Raw genomic sequence first — 16,136 nt, 5'->3', positions numbered from 1 at the left:
GGGCTTGCAGGACCGGCTGTTTCCCGAGGCCGAGGCGCTGCCGCCCGCAGCGGCACCGCCCGCCGTGGCCGCGCCGCGCTCCCGCTTGCGCCAGGTCAGGCCCGCGCCCTGGCCGGCCGCGTTGGCCGACCTCGCGGCGCGTTTGCCCGCGCGGCTGCATCTGGGCACCTCGTCCTGGTCCTTCCCGGGCTGGGACGGGCTGGTCTGGGAGGGCGAGTACACCGAATCCATGCTCGCGCGGCGCGGCCTGGCGACCTACGCGCAGCACCCGCTGATGCGCGCCGTCTCGTTGGACCGGGCCTTCTACCAGCCCTTGACCGTCGCCCAGTACGCGGCCTATGCGGAGCAGGTGCCGGCCGACTTCCGCTTCGTTGTCAAGGCGCCCAGCGTGGTCGCCGACGCGCTGGTGCGGCGCGAGGACGGGCAGGGCATGCGCGCCAACACCGGCTTCCTCGATCCGGGCCTGGCCTGGTCGGCCTTCGTCGAACCGGCGCTGCAAGGCCTGGGCGCCAAGGCTGGCGCGCTGGTGTTCCAGCTGAGCCCGCTGGCACCGGCCATGCTCGGCCGCATGTCGCACTGGATCGAACGCCTGCAGGCCATGCTGGCCGCGCTGCCGCCCTTGGCCCAGCTGCGCGCCCAGGCGCCGGATCTCGTGATCGCGGTGGAGGTGCGCAACGCCGAGTGGTTGACGCCGGCCTTCGCCCAGGCCCTGCGCGAGGGCGGGGCCACCTATTGCCTGGGCGGCCATGCCAAGCTGCCGCCGATGGCCGAACAGCTGCCCGTGCTGCGCGCACTGTGGCCGGGCCCCATGGTCTGCCGCTGGAACCTGAACCGCCTGCACGGCGCCTATGGCTACGAGGACGCCAAGGCCTTGTACCTGCCCTTCGACAAGCTGGTCGACCCGGACCTGGAGACGCGGGAGGTGCTGGCCCGCGTGGCGCGCGCGACCACGGCGGCGGGCCACCACGCCTACCTCACGGTCGGCAACAAGGCCGAGGGCTCGGCGCCTTTGAGCGTGGAGGCCATGGCGCGGCTGCTGGCGCAGCCGTGATCAGCGCTGTCCGTCGTGGACGGACACGTTTTCCTTGAGCAGGCCGCCCAGGCGCGAGTGCACGCGCCCGCCCGTGCCCATCACGAGGGCGAACAGGATCTCCTTGGGCCTGGGGGCATCCTGGATGCCGACCTCGATGCTGTTGAAGTGGCTGCGCACGTAGCAGGCGTGGATGTAGTGCACGGGCACCATGAGCCGGTAGCCCGCGCCGGCCACGGCCTTGGCCGCCGGCACGATGGCCTTGGGCTCGCCCAGCACCGTGCGCATGGCCCAGCCGCCGGCCTCGTGCCAGACGGCGCCGTGTTCCATCTCGCCGTCCACGCCGACGATGGCGGCCTTGCTGTAGACCTCCACCTTGTCGCGGCCCAGCGTGTCCACGAGTTCCTGCGCGAGCAGCGTGCCGAGGCTGCGCAGCTCGGCCATGAAGGGCATCAGGTCGGGTTCGTAGCGGCCCGCGTAGGGGTTGCGGATCACGGCGCAGGCCGCGGCCAGCTTGAGCGGCGTCTCCACCGGCGGACCACCCTCGTGGTAGGTGGTCTCGATGGTCAGGCTGCGCTTGCGGATCTCGATCAGGGACATGGGGCTTCCTTGCAGGGGAGGAAAGGGGCGATCATCGCCGAAGCGGCGCGCGGTTGACCAGCCAGATGCCGGCCGCCACGAGCGCCATGGCGCCCAGCAGGCTGGGCGTCAGCGGCTCGTGCAGCGCCAGCGCGCCGAACGCCAGCGCACACAGCGGCGTCAGAAAGATGAAGGCCGACAGCCGCGTGGCCGGGTAGCGGCCCAGCAGCCACATCCAGGCCAGGTAGCTCGCGAAGGCGCCGACCACGGTCTGCAGCAGCAGAGAGGTCACGACGAACGGCGTGAGCTGCAGGTCCCAGCGCTCGCCCAGGGCCAGCGACAGCGGCGGGAACAGCAGCGCGCAGACCACCAGCTGGTAGAACAGCAGCTTCTCGGGCGCCAGCCGCGTGAGGCCGGTGGCGCGGATCAGCACGGTGGTCAGCCCCCACAGCAGCGCCGCCAGCAGCGACAGCAGGTCGCCGCGCCAGCTGTCTAGCCCGGTGCCGAAGCCCTCGCGCAGCGCGAAGGCCACGGCCACGAAAGCGAAGGCCAGGCCGGTCCACTGCGCCGGCCGCAGCCGCTCGCTGGGCACCCACCAGGGCAGCAGCAGCGCCACCCAGAACGGCGAGGTGTACAGGAACACCGTGGCGCGCGAGGCCGTGGTGTGCACCAGGCCCAGGTACAGGCAGACGAATTCGCCGAAGAACAGCAGGCCCGCAGCCAGGCCCGCCGCGAGCGAGCCGTCGCGCCCGAACAGCGCAATGCCGCGCCAGCGGCACCAGCCCATCAGCAACAGTGTGGCCGCGACGAAGCGCAGCGCGCCCTGCAGCACCGGCGGCACGTGGGCGATGGTGGCCTTGACCAGCACCTGCTGGCCGCCCCAGAGCACGCAGCAGACCAGCAGCAGGACCACCGCCAGGCCGTCCAGGTGGTCCTTGCGCTGCGCCGGCATGCTCACAGGGGATGCTCGGTGTAGAAGCGCCCGCCGTGGAACAGCAGCGGCGAGGCGCCCGGCCGGTGCGCGCAATGCTCCACCTCGCCGACGAAGATGACATGGTCGCCCTCCTCGTAGCGGCTGCGGTTGAAGCACTCGAAGACGGCGGCCGCGCCGTCCAGCAGCGGCGCGCCGGCCACGCCCTCGCGCCAGGCCACGCCGCTCCAGCGGTCGGCGCCGCGCTGGGCGAAGCGCTCGGCCAGTGCCTTCTGGTCCGAGGCCAGGATGTTGATGGCGTAGTGCGAGCCGGCGCTCAGCGCGGCCATGGAGGAGGCCGCCTGTGCCAGGCTCCATAGCACCAGCGGCGGGTTCAGCGACACGGAGTTGAAGGAATTGGCGGTCAGGCCGATCAGCTGGCCATCGGCCCGGCGCGCGGTGACGATGGTCACGCCGGTGGCGAACATGGACAGGCCCTGGCGGAACTCGGCGGCGGAAAAACTCGGTGCGCGCGCTTGCGGCGGCACGGCGGGAGCAGGCATGGACGGGGAATCTACCCGAACTGCTGCGCAGCCCCGTGTCGCGGGCGGATTTGGCGGACCTGGTGCGAGGGTCAAGGGTGGCGCGGGCGTCCTACGGCAGTTCTGGCTGCTCTCCGACACCGCCGGCGCGGCGGGGACCGCAGAGTCTGCAGATTGCCCATTGCCGCCCGGTTCGCCTGGTGGCCAGGAGAACACCACCATGGCAGCCAACGACAGGCCCCCCGGCTCTTCCAAGCCCCGCGTCAACTACCTGCGCCGCCGCCCCCGGCCCGGGGCACTGGTGCGGCCGGCCGACGACCTGGCCCTGCCGCACGAGCGCGACCAGAGCGAGCAGGACATGACCGACGGGCGAGTGCCACCCGAAGGCCGGCAGGCCCATGGCGACCTGCAGCGCGGCGTGCAGGACACCAGCAAGTCGCCCGAGATGGACCGGACCTACCGTCACCAGAAGGACTGAACCGCGGTCGCGCAGGCGCCGCGCCCTTGCCCGATTTCTGTTAATTTCCGACGCTGCTCCGCTCCATGGCCATCCGGGCCATGGAGTGCCCGATGGACCCCGATCCCCGAAAGGCGCAGCTTTGGACACCCTCGCTTCCCCCACCCGTTTTGGCAGCGGCCAGGCGGTTCGCCGGCTCGAAGACGACGCTTTGCTGGCCGGCCGTGGCCAGTTCACCGACGACGTGGTGCCGCTGGGCCAGCTGCGCGCGGTGTTCGTGCGCTCGCCTTACCCGCATGCCAGCATCGTGTCGGTGGATGCCGAGAGCGCGCGCGGCATGGCGGGCGTGGTGGCCGTCTACACCGGGGCCGACCTCGTGGCCGCGGGCGTCAAGCCGCTGCCCGGCACGGCCGGCTTCAAGCGTGCCGACGGCGGACCGGGCGTCACGCCGCCGCTGCATGCGCTGGCGCACGAGCGTGTGCGCTTCGTCGGCGAGCCGGTCGCCCTGGTCGTGGCCGAGACGCTGCAGCAGGCACGCGACGCGGCCGAGGCGGTGTTCGTGGACTATGCCGAGCTGCCCGCCGTGACCACGCTGGCGCAGGCGCTGTCTCCGGGTGCACCGGTGCTGACCGAGGCCGCGCCCGACAACATCGCCGCCGAGATGCGCCATGGCAACGCCCAGGCCACGGCCGAGGCCTTCGCGCGCGCGCACCACCGTGTCGCGCTGGACATCACGCACCAACGCCTGGTGGCGCTGACGCTGGAGCCGCGCACGGTGCTGGCCGGTGTCGACGCGGCGGATGGCCGGCTGACCATCCGCATGTCCACGCAGATGCCTTCGGGCGTGCGCAATACCGTGGCCGACGCGCTGGGCCTGGCCCGCGAGCAGGCGCGCGTGGTGGTGGGCGACGTGGGCGGCGGCTTCGGCATGAAGACCGGCGCCTACCTGGAGGACGTGGCGCTCGCGCATGCCGCGCACCAGCTGCGCCGCAGCGTGAAGTGGGTGGCCGACCGCAGCGAGGAGTTCCTGTCGACCTACCACGGCCGCGACGTGCAGGCGCGTGCCGAGCTGGCGCTGGACGACAAGGGCAGGATCCTCGCGCTGCGCATCGCCTCGCAGGCCAACGTGGGCGCCTACGCCACGGGCACCGGCGTGGCCATCCAGCTGCTGATCGGCCCCTGGGTGCAGACCAGCGTCTACGACATCCAGACCATCGACTTCCGCTTCCAGGCCGTGCTGACCAACCAGGCGCCCACCGGCGCCTACCGCGGCGCTGGCCGGCCCGAGGCGATCTTCAACATCGAGCGCCTCATGGACGAGGCCGCGCGCCAGACCGGCATCGACCGCATCGCGCTGCGCCGGGCCAACTTCATCCGCCCCGCGCAGATGCCGTACAAGAACCCGATGGCGCAGACCTACGACACGGGCGCCTTCGAGCAGCAGATGGACCAGGCGCTGGCGCTGGCCGACTGGAGCGGCTTCGACGCGCGCGCCAAGGCCTCGGCCGCCCAGGGCAAATGGCGCGGCCAGGGCATCGCCACCTTCCTCGAATGGACCGGCGGCAACGTGTTCGAGGAGCGCGTGACGGTGGAGGTGCAGGCCGACGGCATGATCGAGGTGTTCTCGGCCGTCAACGCCATGGGCCAGGGCATCGCCACTTCGCTGGCGCAGCTGGTCGTCGACGCCTTCGGCGTGCCACCCGAGAAGGTGCGCGTGGTGCTGGGCGACACCGACCGCGGCGATGGCTTCGGCAGCGCCGGCTCGCGCTCCATCTTCACGGGCGGCTCGGCCGTGCGCATCGGCAGCGAGCGCACCATAGCCAAGGCGCGCGAACTGGCGGCCAAGGAACTCGAGGCCGCGGCCGAGGACATCCGCTACGAAGGCGGCGCCTTCACCGTGGCCGGCACCGACGTCTCGATCGGCCTGTTCGAGCTGGCCGCGCGCCAGCCCGAGCGCCGCATCTTCATGGACTCCACGAGCAGCGTGGCCGGCCCGACCTGGCCCAACGGCTGCCACATCAGCGAGATCGAGCTCGACCCGCAGACCGGCGCCGTGGAAGTCGTGGCCTACGCCTCGATGAACGACGTGGGCCGCGTGATCAACCCGCTGATCGTGACTGGCCAGCTCGACGGCGGTGCCGTGCAAGGCATCGGCCAGGCGCTGTGCGAGGAGGTGGTGTACGACAGCGAGACCGGCCAGCCCGTGGCCGGCAGCCTGATGGACTACGCCGTGCCGCGCGCCGACATCCTGCGCGCCGACTTCGTCACGCGCATGGACCAGAGCGTGCCTTGCAAGAACAACCCGCTGGGCGTGAAGGGCGTGGGCGAGCTCGGCACCATCGGCGCCACGCCGACCATCGTCAACGCCGTGGCCGATGCGCTGGCGCGCAACGGGCTGGCAGGCAAGACGACGCAGCTGCAGATGCCGTTGACGGCGGCGCGGCTGTGGACGCTGATGCACGGCTGACGAACGGCCGGCGGCACGCGCGGCGGCGCCGTGCCGGCGAATATATGGTTCATATACGTTCCATATAGAATTAGCGCATGGGCATCGTCAAGATTTCAGACCTCATGCACGAGAACCTGCGCGTGGCCGGCAACGCGCTGAGCCGTTCCATCAACGCGCAGGCCGAGCACTGGATGCGCATCGGCATGCTCAGCGAGATGTACCCCGGACTGGACCACCGCGACATCTGCCAGATGCTGGTGCGGGCCGAGCTGGCCGGCGGCTTCGACATCGCGGCGGTCGCGGCGCCGCCGCCCAGTGGCAAGCCACGCGCCGCGGCGAAGGCCAGGCACTGAGCCATGCTGATGCCCCGCACCGTCGGCATCAAGTCGCCCGAGGAGATCGCCAAGGCGCGCGCGGCCGGCCGCCTGGCGGCCGAGGTCCTCAGCGTCGTTGCGCCGCATGTGGTGCCGGGTGTCAGCACCGAAGAGCTCGACCGCATCTGCCACGCCCACATCGTGCAGGTGCAGCGCGCCACGCCCGCCAACATCGGCTACCAGGGCTATCCCAAGACCGTGCTGACCTCGGTCAACCACGTCGTGTGCCATGGCATTCCTTCGCCGGACAAGATCCTCAGGAAGGGCGACATCGTCAACATCGACGTGGCCGTGGTCCACGACGGCTGGTTCGGCGACACCAGCCGCATGTTCTGCGTCGGCCGCCCGAGCCCGCTGGCGCGCCGCCTGGTCGACACCACCTACGAGGCCATGTGCGCCGGCATCCGGCAGGTGCGGCCCGGCGCCACGCTGGGCGACATCGGCCACGCCATCCAGACCGTGGCGCAGCGCGCGCACTTCAGCGTGGTGCGCGATTACTGCGGCCATGGCATCGGGCGCAACTACCACGAGGCGCCCGACGTGCTGCACTACGGCCGGCGCGGCGAGGGGCTGCGGCTCGAAGCCGGCATGGTCTTCACCATCGAGCCCATGCTCAATGCCGGCAAGGCCGCCACGCGGGAACTGGCCGATGGCTGGACGGTGGTGACCCAGGACCATTCGCTGTCGGCCCAGTGGGAGCACATGGTCGCCGTGACGCCGGACGGCTACGAGGTGCTGACGGTCTGGCCGGACGGCACCGGGGACTACGCGCCGGTGTGAGCCGTCGCGTGGTTTGCACCAACACCGAGGAACAGCATGAAAGTCGAAGGCCAATGCCACTGTGGCGCGATCGCGTTCGAGGCGCAGGTGGAACCAGGCACCACCACGGTCTGCCATTGCACGGACTGCCAGACGCATTCAGGTTCGGCCTTCCGGGCCAACATCTCCGCGCCCGCGGCCAGCTTCCGTCTGCTGCGCGGCGAGCCGCGCACCTACGTCAAGACGGCGGCGAGCGGCGCCAAGCGGGTGCTCGCGTTCTGCGGCAACTGCGGCAGCCCGCTCTACGCCTGCGCCGTGGAGAACCCTTCGTCGTATTCGCTGCGCACCGGCGTGCTGCAGCAGCGCCATGCGCTGGGTGCACCGCGGCGGGAAATCTGGACCCGTCGGCGCCTGCCCTGGGTCCGGCTGGCCGGCGTGGCCGAGACCTGCGACGGCCAGCCGTGACGGCCCGGCTCAGGCCGCCGCGGCGGCCTGGCGCATGGCCCCGACCAGCGTGGCCGGCTCCTGTGCGCCCGACACCGCGAGCTTGCGGTTGAAGATGAAGAAGGGCACGCCGCTCACGCCCATCTGGCGTGCCTGTCGGTCGGCCTCGTCGATCACGGCCAGCGCCTCGGGATTGTCCAGGTGCGCGCGTGCTGCGCCAGCGTCCAGCCCGGCTTCGGCGGCGATGGCGGCCAGCACCTCGGCATCGCCGATGAAGCGGTTCTCGATGAAGTAGGCGCGCAGCAGGCGCTCCTTCACGTCGCTGGCGTCGGCGCCGCTGCGCTGCGCGAAGTCGATCAGCGCATGCGCCAGGCGTGTGTTGGGCTGGCGCGTGATGCCGTCGATGTGGAGCTCCAGCCCGGCCGTGCGGCCCGCGGCGCGCACGCGCTCGTAGATGGCGGTGGCGCGTTCGGCCCCGCCGAACTTCTCTTCGAGGTAGGCCTTGCGGGCGATGCCTTCGGCCGGCAGGTCGGGGTTGAGCTGGAACGGGTGCCAGGTGATCCGCACGGACGGCAGGCCGGCGGCCTCGGGGCTGGCCAGCGCGGCCTCGAGCCGGCGCTTGCCGATGTAGCACCAGGGGCAGACCACGTCGGAGACGATGTCGATCTGAAGCGTAGCGCTCATGCTTTCTCCTCGCGGCGGTGCCAGCCGATGAATTGGGGGGCGATGCGCGCGACCACGGGACCGTCGAAGTCCCAGGACATGCAGCCGCCCATGAAAAAGGGTGGGGTGGTGCGCACCGGCTCGGGCTCGCCGCGCTGCTGGCGCAGGTGGTCGCGGTAGGCGCCCAGGGTCTGGAATGCGGCCGTGGCGGTGCCGAACAGCAGCTCGCGCAAATGGGTGCAGCCGCGCGTGCCGCCGATGGCCTCGTCCAGCGCGCGGCGCCAGCCGCGGCCCAGCGTGGCGCCGATCAACTGGCGCACGGGCGGCTCGGCGCGCGGGCATTCCTCGAACGGCGTGGTCAGCATGGCGGCGTGGATGTCGACGATGGTCATCTGGTCGTCGATGGTCACGCGCACTTCCATGTCGTGCACAGGCGCACCGGCGGCGCGTTCGCGGCCCCGGACGGTTTTGTCGTAGGGCTTGGTGTCGCGCAGGTGGCCTTCGATGTCCCACAGGCCGTCCTCGCGGTGGAAGCCGCGGTAGACGATGTGGCGGTCGTGGGCGGGCGCGCGGGGGGCTGGCGGCGGAAGAGGCATGGCGCTGGCGGATCGGCTGGCAATGCGAAATTTTAGGAGGCCGGTCCCGACCCTGCCTGCGGCCCGCACCATGCCCGCGACGCCTGGGGGACAGGCTCAGGCGGGCTTGCGTGCGAGCAGGAACAGCAGCGAGCCGCTGGCCGCCAGCAGGGCCAGCACCGTGAAGCCGGCGCGGTAGTTGCCCGTCAGGTCGACCAGCACGCCGGCCACCAGCGGCCCTGCGACCTGGCCCACCGCGATGATCAGCGTGGACAGGCCCAGGATCATGCCGATCGCATTGCGGCCGAAGTAGTCGGCGCGGATGGCCTGCATGAGCGGGCCGCGCAGGCCCCAGGCCGCGCCGTGCAGCACCGCGAAGGCCGCCACCATGGCCGTGGCATGGTGGCCATAGGTCAGCAGCAGCAGCGCCACGCCATGGGCCAGCATGCAGCCGGCCGAGAGGTAGCGCTTGTCGTAGCGGTCGCCGATCAGCCAGCCCAGCAGCACGCCGCCGATCTGCGCGCCGGTCAACAGCGTGACCACCAGCGCGGCCTGCGCCACGCTGTAGCCCAGCCCTTCCTTCATGTGGCTGATGGCGTGCACGTTGACGGCCGTGACGACGAGCAGCGCGAAGCCGTGGCCCAGGCCCAGCAGCCAGAAGGCGCGCGTGCGCAGCGCCTCGCGTGCGGTGAACTCGCGCTGCGGCGCCACGGCGGGCGTGGCCGGCCCGCCTGCGGTCGGCGCTGGCGGAGCGGGGTCGCCATCGACGGTGGCGCCGTGGTCCTCGGGCCGGCTGCGGAACATCGAGGCCAGCGGCCAGCCGAGCACGATGGCCAGCACGCCCGAGGCGAAGGCCGTGCCGCGCCAGCCGTTGGCCACGAGGGACCAGGCCACGATGGGCACGAACAGCCCGCCCATGGCCATCCCCAGGTTCATGGCGGAGAGGGCCCGCGCGCGCTTGCGCGCGAACCAGCGGATCACCGCGACGTTGATCGGGAAGTAGCCCGACAGGCTGGTGCCGATGGCGATCACGGCGACGGCCATGTAGAAGCCGGCCACGCTGTCGATGCGGCTGAGCAGCATGAAGCCCAGGCCGAAGGCCAGCACGCCGGCGCGGATCATGGCGCGCGGGCCAATCCGGTCCACCAGCCAGCCCAGCGCCGGGCCCAGCAGCGCCGACTCGGCCGACTGCATGGCCGCAGCGCCCGACAGCGTGGTCTTGCTCCAGCCGCGCTCTTCGGCCAGCACGGCGACATAGGCACCGAAGGCCTGCTGCAGCAGCATGGCCTGCAGGAATTGCAGGCCGCCGCCCGCGCCGACCATGCGCCAGCCGTAGAAGATCTTCATCGGTGTGGCGCGGCGCGCCGTCTCCTCTTGTGGTGGCGCTGACCATACCATCGCGCCCATGCACATGTTCGATCCCGATGCGCTGGAATGCCTGGCCGCCATCGTCGAGGAAGGCGGCTTCGAGCGTGCCGCGCAGCGCCTGCACATCACGCAGTCGGCGGTCTCGCAACGCCTGCAGGCGCTGGAGGCACAGGCCGGCACCGTGCTGCTGGTGCGGCGCCCGCTCAAGGCCACGCCGGCCGGGCAGCTGCTGCTCAAGCACACGCGCCAGCTGCGCCTGCTGCGCGCGGACCTGGACCGCGACATGCGCGCCTTCGCGCCGCAGGCCGGCGGCCGGCTGCGCGAGCAGGAACGCGTGGCCGTGGCGGTGAATGCGGACAGCATCGCCACCTGGGTGCTGCCGGCGCTACAGGAGCCTGTGGCGCAGGGCCTGCCGCTCGAAATCATCGCGGACGACCAGGACTTCACGCAGGAATGGCTGCGCGAGGGCCAGGTGCTGGGCTGCGTGACCACGCTGGACCAGGCCTTGCGCGGATGCCGCATGGTGCCGCTGGGCGCGATGCGCTACGTGGCCGTGGCCGCGCCGGCGTTTGCGCGGCAGCGCCTGGGTGGCGAACTGACGCCGCACAACTTCCACCAGGTGCCCTTCGTGGCCTTCAACCGCAAGGACGACATGCAGCGCGAGTTCGTCTCGCGCCGGCTGGGCCTGCCGCGGCTGGCGCTGAACCAGCTCTTCGTGCCCAGTTCGGAAGGCCAGGTGCGCGCCGTGCTGGCCGGCTGGGGTGCCAGCGTGGTGCCCGAGCTGCTGGTGCGCGGGCTGCTGGCGGCGGGCGAGCTGGTCGACATCGCGCCAGGCCACGCCGAGCGCGTGGCGCTGTACTGGCATTGCTGGAATCTGGAGTCCGAGGTGCTGGACGGACTCAGCGCGGCGCTGACGAACGCCGCGCGCGCGGTGCTGGACTGACTTACTCGTCCAGCGTGGCGCGCAGCGCACGCGCCTTCTCGGGGTGGAACGGGCCTTCGACGCGGGCCAGCACTTCGCCGCGGCGGTTCAGCACCACCACATGCGGCTGCTCCACGCCCGACAGGCCGGTCGAACGTGCGAAGGCGTTGCGGTCGGTGAACACCGGCACCACGGCCGCCTTCTCCTGGGCGTAGCGCTCGCGCAGCCGGTTCTCGATCAGGCTGCGCTCGGCGGCGTCGCCGGGGTCGTTGAGGACCACCATGCGCAGCCAGCGCACGGAGGCATCGCCACTGAGCTGCAGGCCCTGGATCCAGCTGTCGACGGCGGGACGCTGGTCGCGGTGGAAGCTGATGAAGGCCAGCGTGCGTTCGGCGCCCAGGCCTTCGGGCAGGGCCAATGGCTGCTGGTCGAGCTGGCGCGCCTGCAGGCTCGGCAGACGGCCCATCACGCTGGATTCCGTGGGTGCCGCCACGGCGAGCAGCACAGCCGCCACGACAGCAAGACACCATGCCAGGGTAGGGGACCAGACGCTTTTCATACGGTGGCTCCTGTGCGCGACGAGGGGGGTGACCGCAAGATAACGTCCGCGCGACAACCCTGGCTGTGCCGGGTGATTTCCAAACGTAAGCGGTTGCGTCGGATTGCTTCGCGTTGTCAGACTTCCACCAGCAGGTGGGGACGAAAACCCGCCTGCTCGCCGTTCTTCGCATAGCCCAGCGGATTGGCGACGACGCGGCAGCCCCGGTGCACATAGTCGCTGGGCGCATGCAGGTGCCCGTGCAGCCAGAGCCGGGCGTGGGGCAGCAGCGCGTCCAGCGCGTTGCAAAAGCCCGCGGTGCCGGGCGTGAGGCCGTAACGCGGGTCGGCGCTGTGCAGGCTGGGGGCGAAATGGGTGACCACCACGGTGGTGCCGTCGAAGGGCGTGGCCAGCGCGGCGCGCAGCCATTGCTGGCAGGCCAGGCCCTCCTCGCGCATCTCGGCCGCCAGCCAGGGCTGGCCGTGGCGCGTGGTGCCCGTCCGGCGCAGGTAGTGGTCGGCAGCGCGGAAGGCCTTGTGCCGGGCCTTCAACTGCTCCGCCAGCGAGAACTCTCCGCCGCGCCCGGCCGGGCCGATCGCGTCGTAGTCGGTCCACAGCGTGGTGCCGACCAGGCGCAGTGCGCTGCCGTCGGCGGCCGCGCCGGGCAACTCGATCACGGTCCGGTCGAGCCAGCGCAGGCCCAGGCGCTCGCAGGTCTCGCGCAGGCGCAGGGCCGTGGCGTCCACGTCCAGCATGTCGTACTCGTGGTTGCCCGGCACGTAGTACACCGGCACCGGCCAGTCGGCGAACAGACGCAGGCCGAAGTCCGCATCGGCCATGCGCGAACCAGTCTGGTAGGAGCCGACGTCGCCTGCGAGGATCAGCGCATCGGCACCCGCCACAGGCTCGGGCACGAAGTCAGTGTGCACTTCGAGGTGCAGGTCGGAAAGCAGCTGGAATTTCATGGAATCTGGATCCGTGCGGTGCCATGCAAGGGTTATGCGTGAACTGCATGGGCCTGCTCTTGCAACCCTAGGGATAACCCTTATTCTTCACTCACCCTGAACTTTGGACCGCCACAAGCGGTGTTTGTATGTTGATCGTTTCCTGGTTCGCCCGCGTTTACCAAGGGTGGACCGCTTCCGCCGCAGCCTCTGCCCACCAGGGCGCCCGTGATGGCGCCGCCCGCGAAGTCGCCTTCGCGCTGCTGGAGAGCGCGGACAACCTCGCCGGGCACGACCCGCACGAGGCACGCCGCCTGCGCAGCGCCGCGCAGGCCTGGCTCAGCGTGGTGCGCTGACGCGCCGGCTTCACAGCGCAAAAGCCTGTTCGGCCGCGCGCACGACGGCCTGGCGCAGCCACTGGTGGTGGCTCTGCAGGTCGGTGCGGCGGTGCCATAGCGCGGCCACGTGCACGGCCGCCACATCGAACGGCAGATCCTGGTGCACGAGCTGCTCGGCGATGCCCGTGGCGTCGACGAAGTGCCGCGGCAACACCGTCAGCAGGTTGGAGTTGGCCACCACGCGGCCGGCCGTGAAGAACTGGTTGACCGTCAGCACCACGCGGCGTTCGCGCTTGAGCAATGCCAGCGATTCGTCGATGAAGCCATAGGGCCGGCCCGAGAAGCTGACCAGCAGATGGCGCGCGGCGCAGAACTGGTTCAGCGTGAGCGGGCCGCCGGCCAGCGGATGGTCGCGCCGCATCACGCACACGTATTCGCTGTCGTACAGGCGCTGGTGCTCGAAGGGCACGGCCTTGCCGACCTGGGCCCGCGCCGTCAGGTCGGCCAGCACGGCCGGGAAGAAGCCCACGGCCAGATCGGCCGTCTCGTCGTCCAGCAACCGGCGCGGGTCGCGCGTGGTCAGCGGCACCACGCGCAGCGAGATGCCGGGCGCCTCTTCTTCGAGGATGTCCACCAGCCCGGGCACCAGCATGGCGGCGGTCGCGTCGGCCATCGCCAACACGAAAGTGTTGTCAGCCGACAACGGGTCGAAGTTGCTGGGTGCCAGCGAGGCCTGCAACTGCCGCAAGGCTTCGCGCACGGCCGGCCACAACGCCATGGCGCGCGGCGTGGGCTCGATGCCCTGGCCGCTGCGCTGCACCAGTTCGTCGCCTAGTGCGTCGCGCAGCCGCTGGATGGCGTTGCTCACGGCGGGCTGCGTCAGAGAGAGATTGCGCGCCGCACGCGTGAGGCTGCGCTCGGCCAGCACCTCGTCGAATACACGCAACAGGTTCAGATCCAGCGTGCGGAAATTCGGTGGTGCCATGGGCCTTGGGCGTGCAAAAAGTCGGCATGCGACTCTATTCATCACCGAGGTGAATGTCCAGCATCATCAATATAAAGTTGAAGATCACTAGGGCAAACCCTAGTATTCACACCATGACACGCCCACCACGCGGCGTCGAAAGGAAAAACACCATGACCAGCTTCGTTCACATCGACCATCCCCAACAACACCCCGGCGTCGCCCGCGCCGAAGCGGTGATCGAGGCCGCAAGCCGCCTGCGCCAGGGTTTCGACGGCACCCGCGGCATCGCCGCGCTTCTGCTGGCCGCCGTGGTGTCCGCACTGCTCGTGCTGGCCGACCGCATGGTCGACAGCTGGGCCGGCGGCCGCCTGATGGCTGCCTGGGTCGTGCTGTGGCTGGTGGCCTTCGCCGCACTGGCCCTGTTCGCCACCCCGGCCCGTCGCCTGGCCACCGCACTGGTGCAGCGCCTGGACGCGTGGTCGCAACGCGTGGCCCGTGAGCGCGCCGACGAACGCCTGTGGGCCACCGCCCAGACCGATGCCCGCGTGATGGCCGACCTGAAGGCCGCCGTGTCGCGCAGCGAACTGGCCGCCCCGCGCATCGCCGCCGCCCTGCGTGCCGCCGAGGCCCCGGCCCGCATCAGCCTGCGTGAAGTCGTGCAGGGCTGGTACCGCGACGTGCAGAAGGCGCGCGCCGACGTGGCCTTCCTGGCCGCAGCCCATGAAGACCCGCGCATGCTGGCCGAGCTGCGGGCCGCCGCCACCCGCGCCGAGTCGGTGCCCGCCCAGACGCAGACCCTGTTGCGCGGCGACAGCGCCAGCAACGCGTTGCGCGACGCTGCCCACGCGATGGGCGCCCGTCGCAGCTACTACTTCTGAGCCAGCGCGCCCGCCCCGGCCGCGCCGGGAAACCTTTCGAAGCCACCCTCGCGGTGGCTTTTTTCATGAACGGTCGCCGCACAATCGGCTGAATCATGGACTCGACCAAGCTACCGTATGACGCCCATGACGAAAGCCGTTGAATCAGGCACCCGCCTGACGCCAGCCCGCGGCGCGCGTGCCGTACCCCGCAGCGTCTGGGCGCTGGGCTTCGTCTCCATGTTCATGGACATCTCCTCCGAGATGGTCCACGCCCTGTTGCCGCTCTACATGGTGGGCGTGCTCGGCACCTCGGTACTGGCCGTCGGCCTGATCGAAGGCATTGCCGAAGCCACCGCTTCCATCGTCAAGGTGTTCTCGGGCGCCATCAGCGACCGCTTCGGCAAGCGCAAGCTGCTGGCCGTGCTCGGCTACGGGCTGGGCGCGTTGACCAAGCCGGTGTTCCCGCTGGCCGGCACGCTGGATTGGCTGGTGGGCGCACGCTTCGTGGACCGCATCGGCAAAGGCATCCGCGGGGCGCCGCGCGATGCGCTCGTGGCCGACGTGACGCCGCCCGAACTGCGTGGCACGGCCTATGGCCTGCGCCAGACGCTGGACACCATCGGCGCCTTCACGGGCCCGCTGCTGGCCATGGGCCTGATGTGGTGGACGGCGAACAACTACCAGCGGGTGTTCTGGCTGGCCGTGCTGCCGGCCTTCGTGGCGGTGGCCGTGCTCGTGGTGTTCGTGCGCGAGCCCAAGCTGCCTGAGGCCACGCGGCCGCGCAAGCTGCCGCTGCGCAGGAGCGAGCTCGTGCGCCTGGGGCGGTCCTACTGGTGGGTGGTCGGCATCGGCCTGGTCTTCACGCTGGCGCGCTTCAGCGAGGCCTTCCTGATCCTGCGTGCCCAGGCGGTCGGCCTGGCGCCGATGTGGGCGCCGGCCGTGCTGGTGCTGATGGGCGTGGCTTACGCGCTGTCGGCCTACCCGGCCGGGGTGCTGTCGGACCGCCGGCCGCGCCAGGACGTGCTGCTCGCCGGCCTGGCGCTGCTGGTCGCTGCCGACCTCGTGCTGGCCTTCGTGCCGGGCCTGTGGGGGCTGGGACTGGGCGTGCTGCTCTGGGGCCTGCACATGGGTTTCACGCAGGGCGTGTTCAACACGCTCATCGCCGACAGCGCGCCGGCCGACCTGCGCGGCACGGCCTTCGGCATGTACAACCTGCTGACGGGCGTGGCCCTGTTGCTGGCCAGCGTGATCGCCGGCGCGCTCTGGGACCTCGTGGGCTTCGAGGGCACCTTCGCCTGCGGCGCGCTGTTCGCCGCGCTGACGGCCGTTGGCCTCGTGCTGCGGCGGCGCCAGACCGCATAGCGCGCGCCCATGAAAAAGCCACCTCGCAAGGTGGCTTCGTTCATCGGGCAACGGT

The 16,136-nt window shown here is 71.0% G+C and carries 19 protein-coding genes; 10 read left to right on the top strand and 9 right to left on the bottom strand.

Annotated elements, in window-relative coordinates; genetic code table 11:
• Positions 1-4 precede the first annotated feature (4 nt).
• On the top strand, positions 5-1,051 hold the full coding sequence (locus IE209_RS12430) for a DUF72 domain-containing protein (RefSeq protein ID WP_189687267.1): 1,047 nt from the start codon (positions 5-7) through the stop codon (positions 1,049-1,051).
• Here the strand turns inward: IE209_RS12430 and IE209_RS12425 are convergent, their stop codons facing one another.
• The 3 genes from IE209_RS12425 to IE209_RS12415 are packed head-to-tail and all read right to left on the bottom strand — an operon-like array spanning position 1,052 to position 3,082.
• A complete protein-coding gene (locus IE209_RS12425) occupies positions 1,052-1,630 on the bottom strand; it encodes an amino acid synthesis family protein (RefSeq protein WP_056663472.1) in 579 nt (192 codons plus the stop codon).
• A 31-nt stretch (positions 1,631-1,661) separates the two neighbouring features.
• Entirely contained in the window at positions 1,662-2,561 is a 900-nt protein-coding gene (locus IE209_RS12420) for a DMT family transporter (RefSeq protein ID WP_189687458.1), read from the bottom strand.
• Positions 2,562-2,563: 2 nt separating this feature from the next.
• Complete coding sequence (locus IE209_RS12415) at positions 2,564-3,082, bottom strand: flavin reductase family protein (protein WP_189687266.1); 519 nt, start codon at positions 3,080-3,082, stop codon at positions 2,564-2,566.
• 199 nt (positions 3,083-3,281) lie between these two features.
• Between IE209_RS12415 and IE209_RS12410 the strand changes: the two genes are divergently transcribed.
• The 5 genes from IE209_RS12410 (at position 3,282) to IE209_RS12390 (ending at position 7,565) form a co-directional block, all read left to right on the top strand.
• Positions 3,282-3,539, top strand: coding sequence for a hypothetical protein (locus IE209_RS12410; protein ID WP_189687265.1), 258 nt, complete (start codon positions 3,282-3,284; stop codon positions 3,537-3,539).
• Between the two features lie 121 nt (positions 3,540-3,660).
• Entirely contained in the window at positions 3,661-5,985 is a 2,325-nt protein-coding gene (locus tag IE209_RS12405; protein ID WP_189687264.1) for a xanthine dehydrogenase family protein molybdopterin-binding subunit, read from the top strand.
• Between the two features lie 77 nt (positions 5,986-6,062).
• Positions 6,063-6,320, top strand: coding sequence for a ParD-like family protein (locus tag IE209_RS12400; RefSeq protein WP_189687263.1), 258 nt, complete (start codon positions 6,063-6,065; stop codon positions 6,318-6,320).
• A gap of 9 nt (positions 6,321-6,329) precedes the next feature.
• Positions 6,330-7,121, top strand: coding sequence for a type I methionyl aminopeptidase (gene map / locus IE209_RS12395; RefSeq protein ID WP_189687457.1), 792 nt, complete (start codon positions 6,330-6,332; stop codon positions 7,119-7,121).
• Positions 7,122-7,157: 36 nt separating this feature from the next.
• On the top strand, positions 7,158-7,565 hold the full coding sequence (locus IE209_RS12390) for a GFA family protein (protein WP_189687262.1): 408 nt from the start codon (positions 7,158-7,160) through the stop codon (positions 7,563-7,565).
• A gap of 9 nt (positions 7,566-7,574) precedes the next feature.
• Here the strand turns inward: IE209_RS12390 and IE209_RS12385 are convergent, their stop codons facing one another.
• The 3 genes from IE209_RS12385 to IE209_RS12375 form a co-directional block, all read right to left on the bottom strand.
• Positions 7,575-8,228 carry a DsbA family oxidoreductase gene (locus IE209_RS12385; RefSeq protein WP_189687261.1) on the bottom strand — a complete coding sequence of 218 codons (654 nt, stop codon included), beginning with the start codon at positions 8,226-8,228 and terminating at the stop codon, positions 7,575-7,577.
• Entirely contained in the window at positions 8,225-8,803 is a 579-nt protein-coding gene (locus tag IE209_RS12380; protein ID WP_189687260.1) for a DUF2889 domain-containing protein, read from the bottom strand. Before IE209_RS12380 ends, IE209_RS12385 begins: the two co-directional genes overlap by 4 nt.
• A 96-nt stretch (positions 8,804-8,899) precedes the next feature.
• A complete protein-coding gene (locus IE209_RS12375) occupies positions 8,900-10,129 on the bottom strand; it encodes an MFS transporter (RefSeq protein WP_189687259.1) in 1,230 nt (409 codons plus the stop codon).
• 58 nt (positions 10,130-10,187) lie between these two features.
• Between IE209_RS12375 and IE209_RS12370 the strand changes: the two genes are divergently transcribed.
• Complete coding sequence (locus IE209_RS12370) at positions 10,188-11,093, top strand: LysR family transcriptional regulator ArgP (RefSeq protein ID WP_189687258.1); 906 nt, start codon at positions 10,188-10,190, stop codon at positions 11,091-11,093.
• A 1-nt stretch (position 11,094) separates the two neighbouring features.
• On the opposite strand, the gene IE209_RS12365 is transcribed toward IE209_RS12370, so the two are convergent.
• Positions 11,095-11,631: a hypothetical protein gene (locus IE209_RS12365; protein ID WP_189687257.1), complete on the bottom strand. Its 537-nt coding sequence runs from the start codon at positions 11,629-11,631 to the stop codon at positions 11,095-11,097.
• A gap of 116 nt (positions 11,632-11,747) precedes the next feature.
• Positions 11,748-12,575, bottom strand: coding sequence for a metallophosphoesterase (locus IE209_RS12360; protein WP_189687256.1), 828 nt, complete (start codon positions 12,573-12,575; stop codon positions 11,748-11,750).
• Positions 12,576-12,703: 128 nt separating this feature from the next.
• On the opposite strand from IE209_RS12360, the gene IE209_RS12355 reads away from it, so the two are divergent.
• Entirely contained in the window at positions 12,704-12,910 is a 207-nt protein-coding gene (locus IE209_RS12355) for a hypothetical protein (protein ID WP_056671030.1), read from the top strand.
• 10 nt (positions 12,911-12,920) lie between these two features.
• On the opposite strand, the gene IE209_RS12350 is transcribed toward IE209_RS12355, so the two are convergent.
• The gene (locus tag IE209_RS12350; RefSeq protein ID WP_189687255.1) at positions 12,921-13,877 is read right to left on the bottom strand and encodes a LysR family transcriptional regulator; all 957 of its coding nucleotides are present in this window, start codon (positions 13,875-13,877) and stop codon (positions 12,921-12,923) included.
• A gap of 152 nt (positions 13,878-14,029) precedes the next feature.
• On the opposite strand from IE209_RS12350, the gene IE209_RS34315 reads away from it, so the two are divergent.
• Positions 14,030-14,737 (top strand): hypothetical protein, encoded by a 708-nt coding sequence (locus tag IE209_RS34315; protein ID WP_308433172.1) that lies wholly within the window; start codon positions 14,030-14,032, stop codon positions 14,735-14,737.
• A gap of 126 nt (positions 14,738-14,863) precedes the next feature.
• Positions 14,864-16,081, top strand: coding sequence for an MFS transporter (locus IE209_RS12340; RefSeq protein ID WP_229882823.1), 1,218 nt, complete (start codon positions 14,864-14,866; stop codon positions 16,079-16,081).
• Positions 16,082-16,136 lie beyond the last annotated feature (55 nt).

This window comes from Pseudorhodoferax aquiterrae (genome assembly GCF_014652235.1).
In the GTDB taxonomy this organism is placed as follows: Bacteria; Pseudomonadota; Gammaproteobacteria; order Burkholderiales; family Burkholderiaceae_C; genus Pseudorhodoferax; species Pseudorhodoferax aquiterrae.
The sequence above is the reverse complement of the archived record's forward strand: the minus strand, read 5'-3'. Positions and strand labels throughout refer to the sequence as shown.

Excerpts from the sequence above, each read along its gene's own strand:
- IE209_RS12360 (WP_189687256.1), bottom strand. The coding sequence starts at position 12,575 with ATGAAATTCCAGCTGCTTTCCGACCTGCACCTCGAAGTGCACACTGAC.
- IE209_RS12385 (WP_189687261.1), bottom strand. The coding sequence starts at position 8,228 with ATGAGCGCTACGCTTCAGATCGACATCGTCTCCGACGTGGTCTGCCCC.
- map (WP_189687457.1), top strand. The coding sequence starts at position 6,330 with ATGCCCCGCACCGTCGGCATCAAGTCGCCCGAGGAGATCGCCAAGGCG.
- IE209_RS12370 (WP_189687258.1), top strand. The coding sequence starts at position 10,188 with ATGCACATGTTCGATCCCGATGCGCTGGAATGCCTGGCCGCCATCGTC.
- IE209_RS12355 (WP_056671030.1), top strand. The coding sequence starts at position 12,704 with ATGTTGATCGTTTCCTGGTTCGCCCGCGTTTACCAAGGGTGGACCGCT.
- IE209_RS12350 (WP_189687255.1), bottom strand. The coding sequence starts at position 13,877 with ATGGCACCACCGAATTTCCGCACGCTGGATCTGAACCTGTTGCGTGTA.
- IE209_RS12390 (WP_189687262.1), top strand. The coding sequence starts at position 7,158 with ATGAAAGTCGAAGGCCAATGCCACTGTGGCGCGATCGCGTTCGAGGCG.
- IE209_RS12375 (WP_189687259.1), bottom strand. The coding sequence starts at position 10,129 with ATGAAGATCTTCTACGGCTGGCGCATGGTCGGCGCGGGCGGCGGCCTG.
- IE209_RS12420 (WP_189687458.1), bottom strand. The coding sequence starts at position 2,561 with ATGCCGGCGCAGCGCAAGGACCACCTGGACGGCCTGGCGGTGGTCCTG.
- IE209_RS12415 (WP_189687266.1), bottom strand. The coding sequence starts at position 3,082 with ATGCCTGCTCCCGCCGTGCCGCCGCAAGCGCGCGCACCGAGTTTTTCC.
- IE209_RS12380 (WP_189687260.1), bottom strand. The coding sequence starts at position 8,803 with ATGCCTCTTCCGCCGCCAGCCCCCCGCGCGCCCGCCCACGACCGCCAC.
- IE209_RS12425 (WP_056663472.1), bottom strand. The coding sequence starts at position 1,630 with ATGTCCCTGATCGAGATCCGCAAGCGCAGCCTGACCATCGAGACCACC.
- IE209_RS12340 (WP_229882823.1), top strand. The coding sequence starts at position 14,864 with ATGACGAAAGCCGTTGAATCAGGCACCCGCCTGACGCCAGCCCGCGGC.
- IE209_RS12400 (WP_189687263.1), top strand. The coding sequence starts at position 6,063 with ATGGGCATCGTCAAGATTTCAGACCTCATGCACGAGAACCTGCGCGTG.
- IE209_RS12365 (WP_189687257.1), bottom strand. The coding sequence starts at position 11,631 with ATGAAAAGCGTCTGGTCCCCTACCCTGGCATGGTGTCTTGCTGTCGTG.
- IE209_RS34315 (WP_308433172.1), top strand. The coding sequence starts at position 14,030 with ATGACCAGCTTCGTTCACATCGACCATCCCCAACAACACCCCGGCGTC.
- IE209_RS12410 (WP_189687265.1), top strand. The coding sequence starts at position 3,282 with ATGGCAGCCAACGACAGGCCCCCCGGCTCTTCCAAGCCCCGCGTCAAC.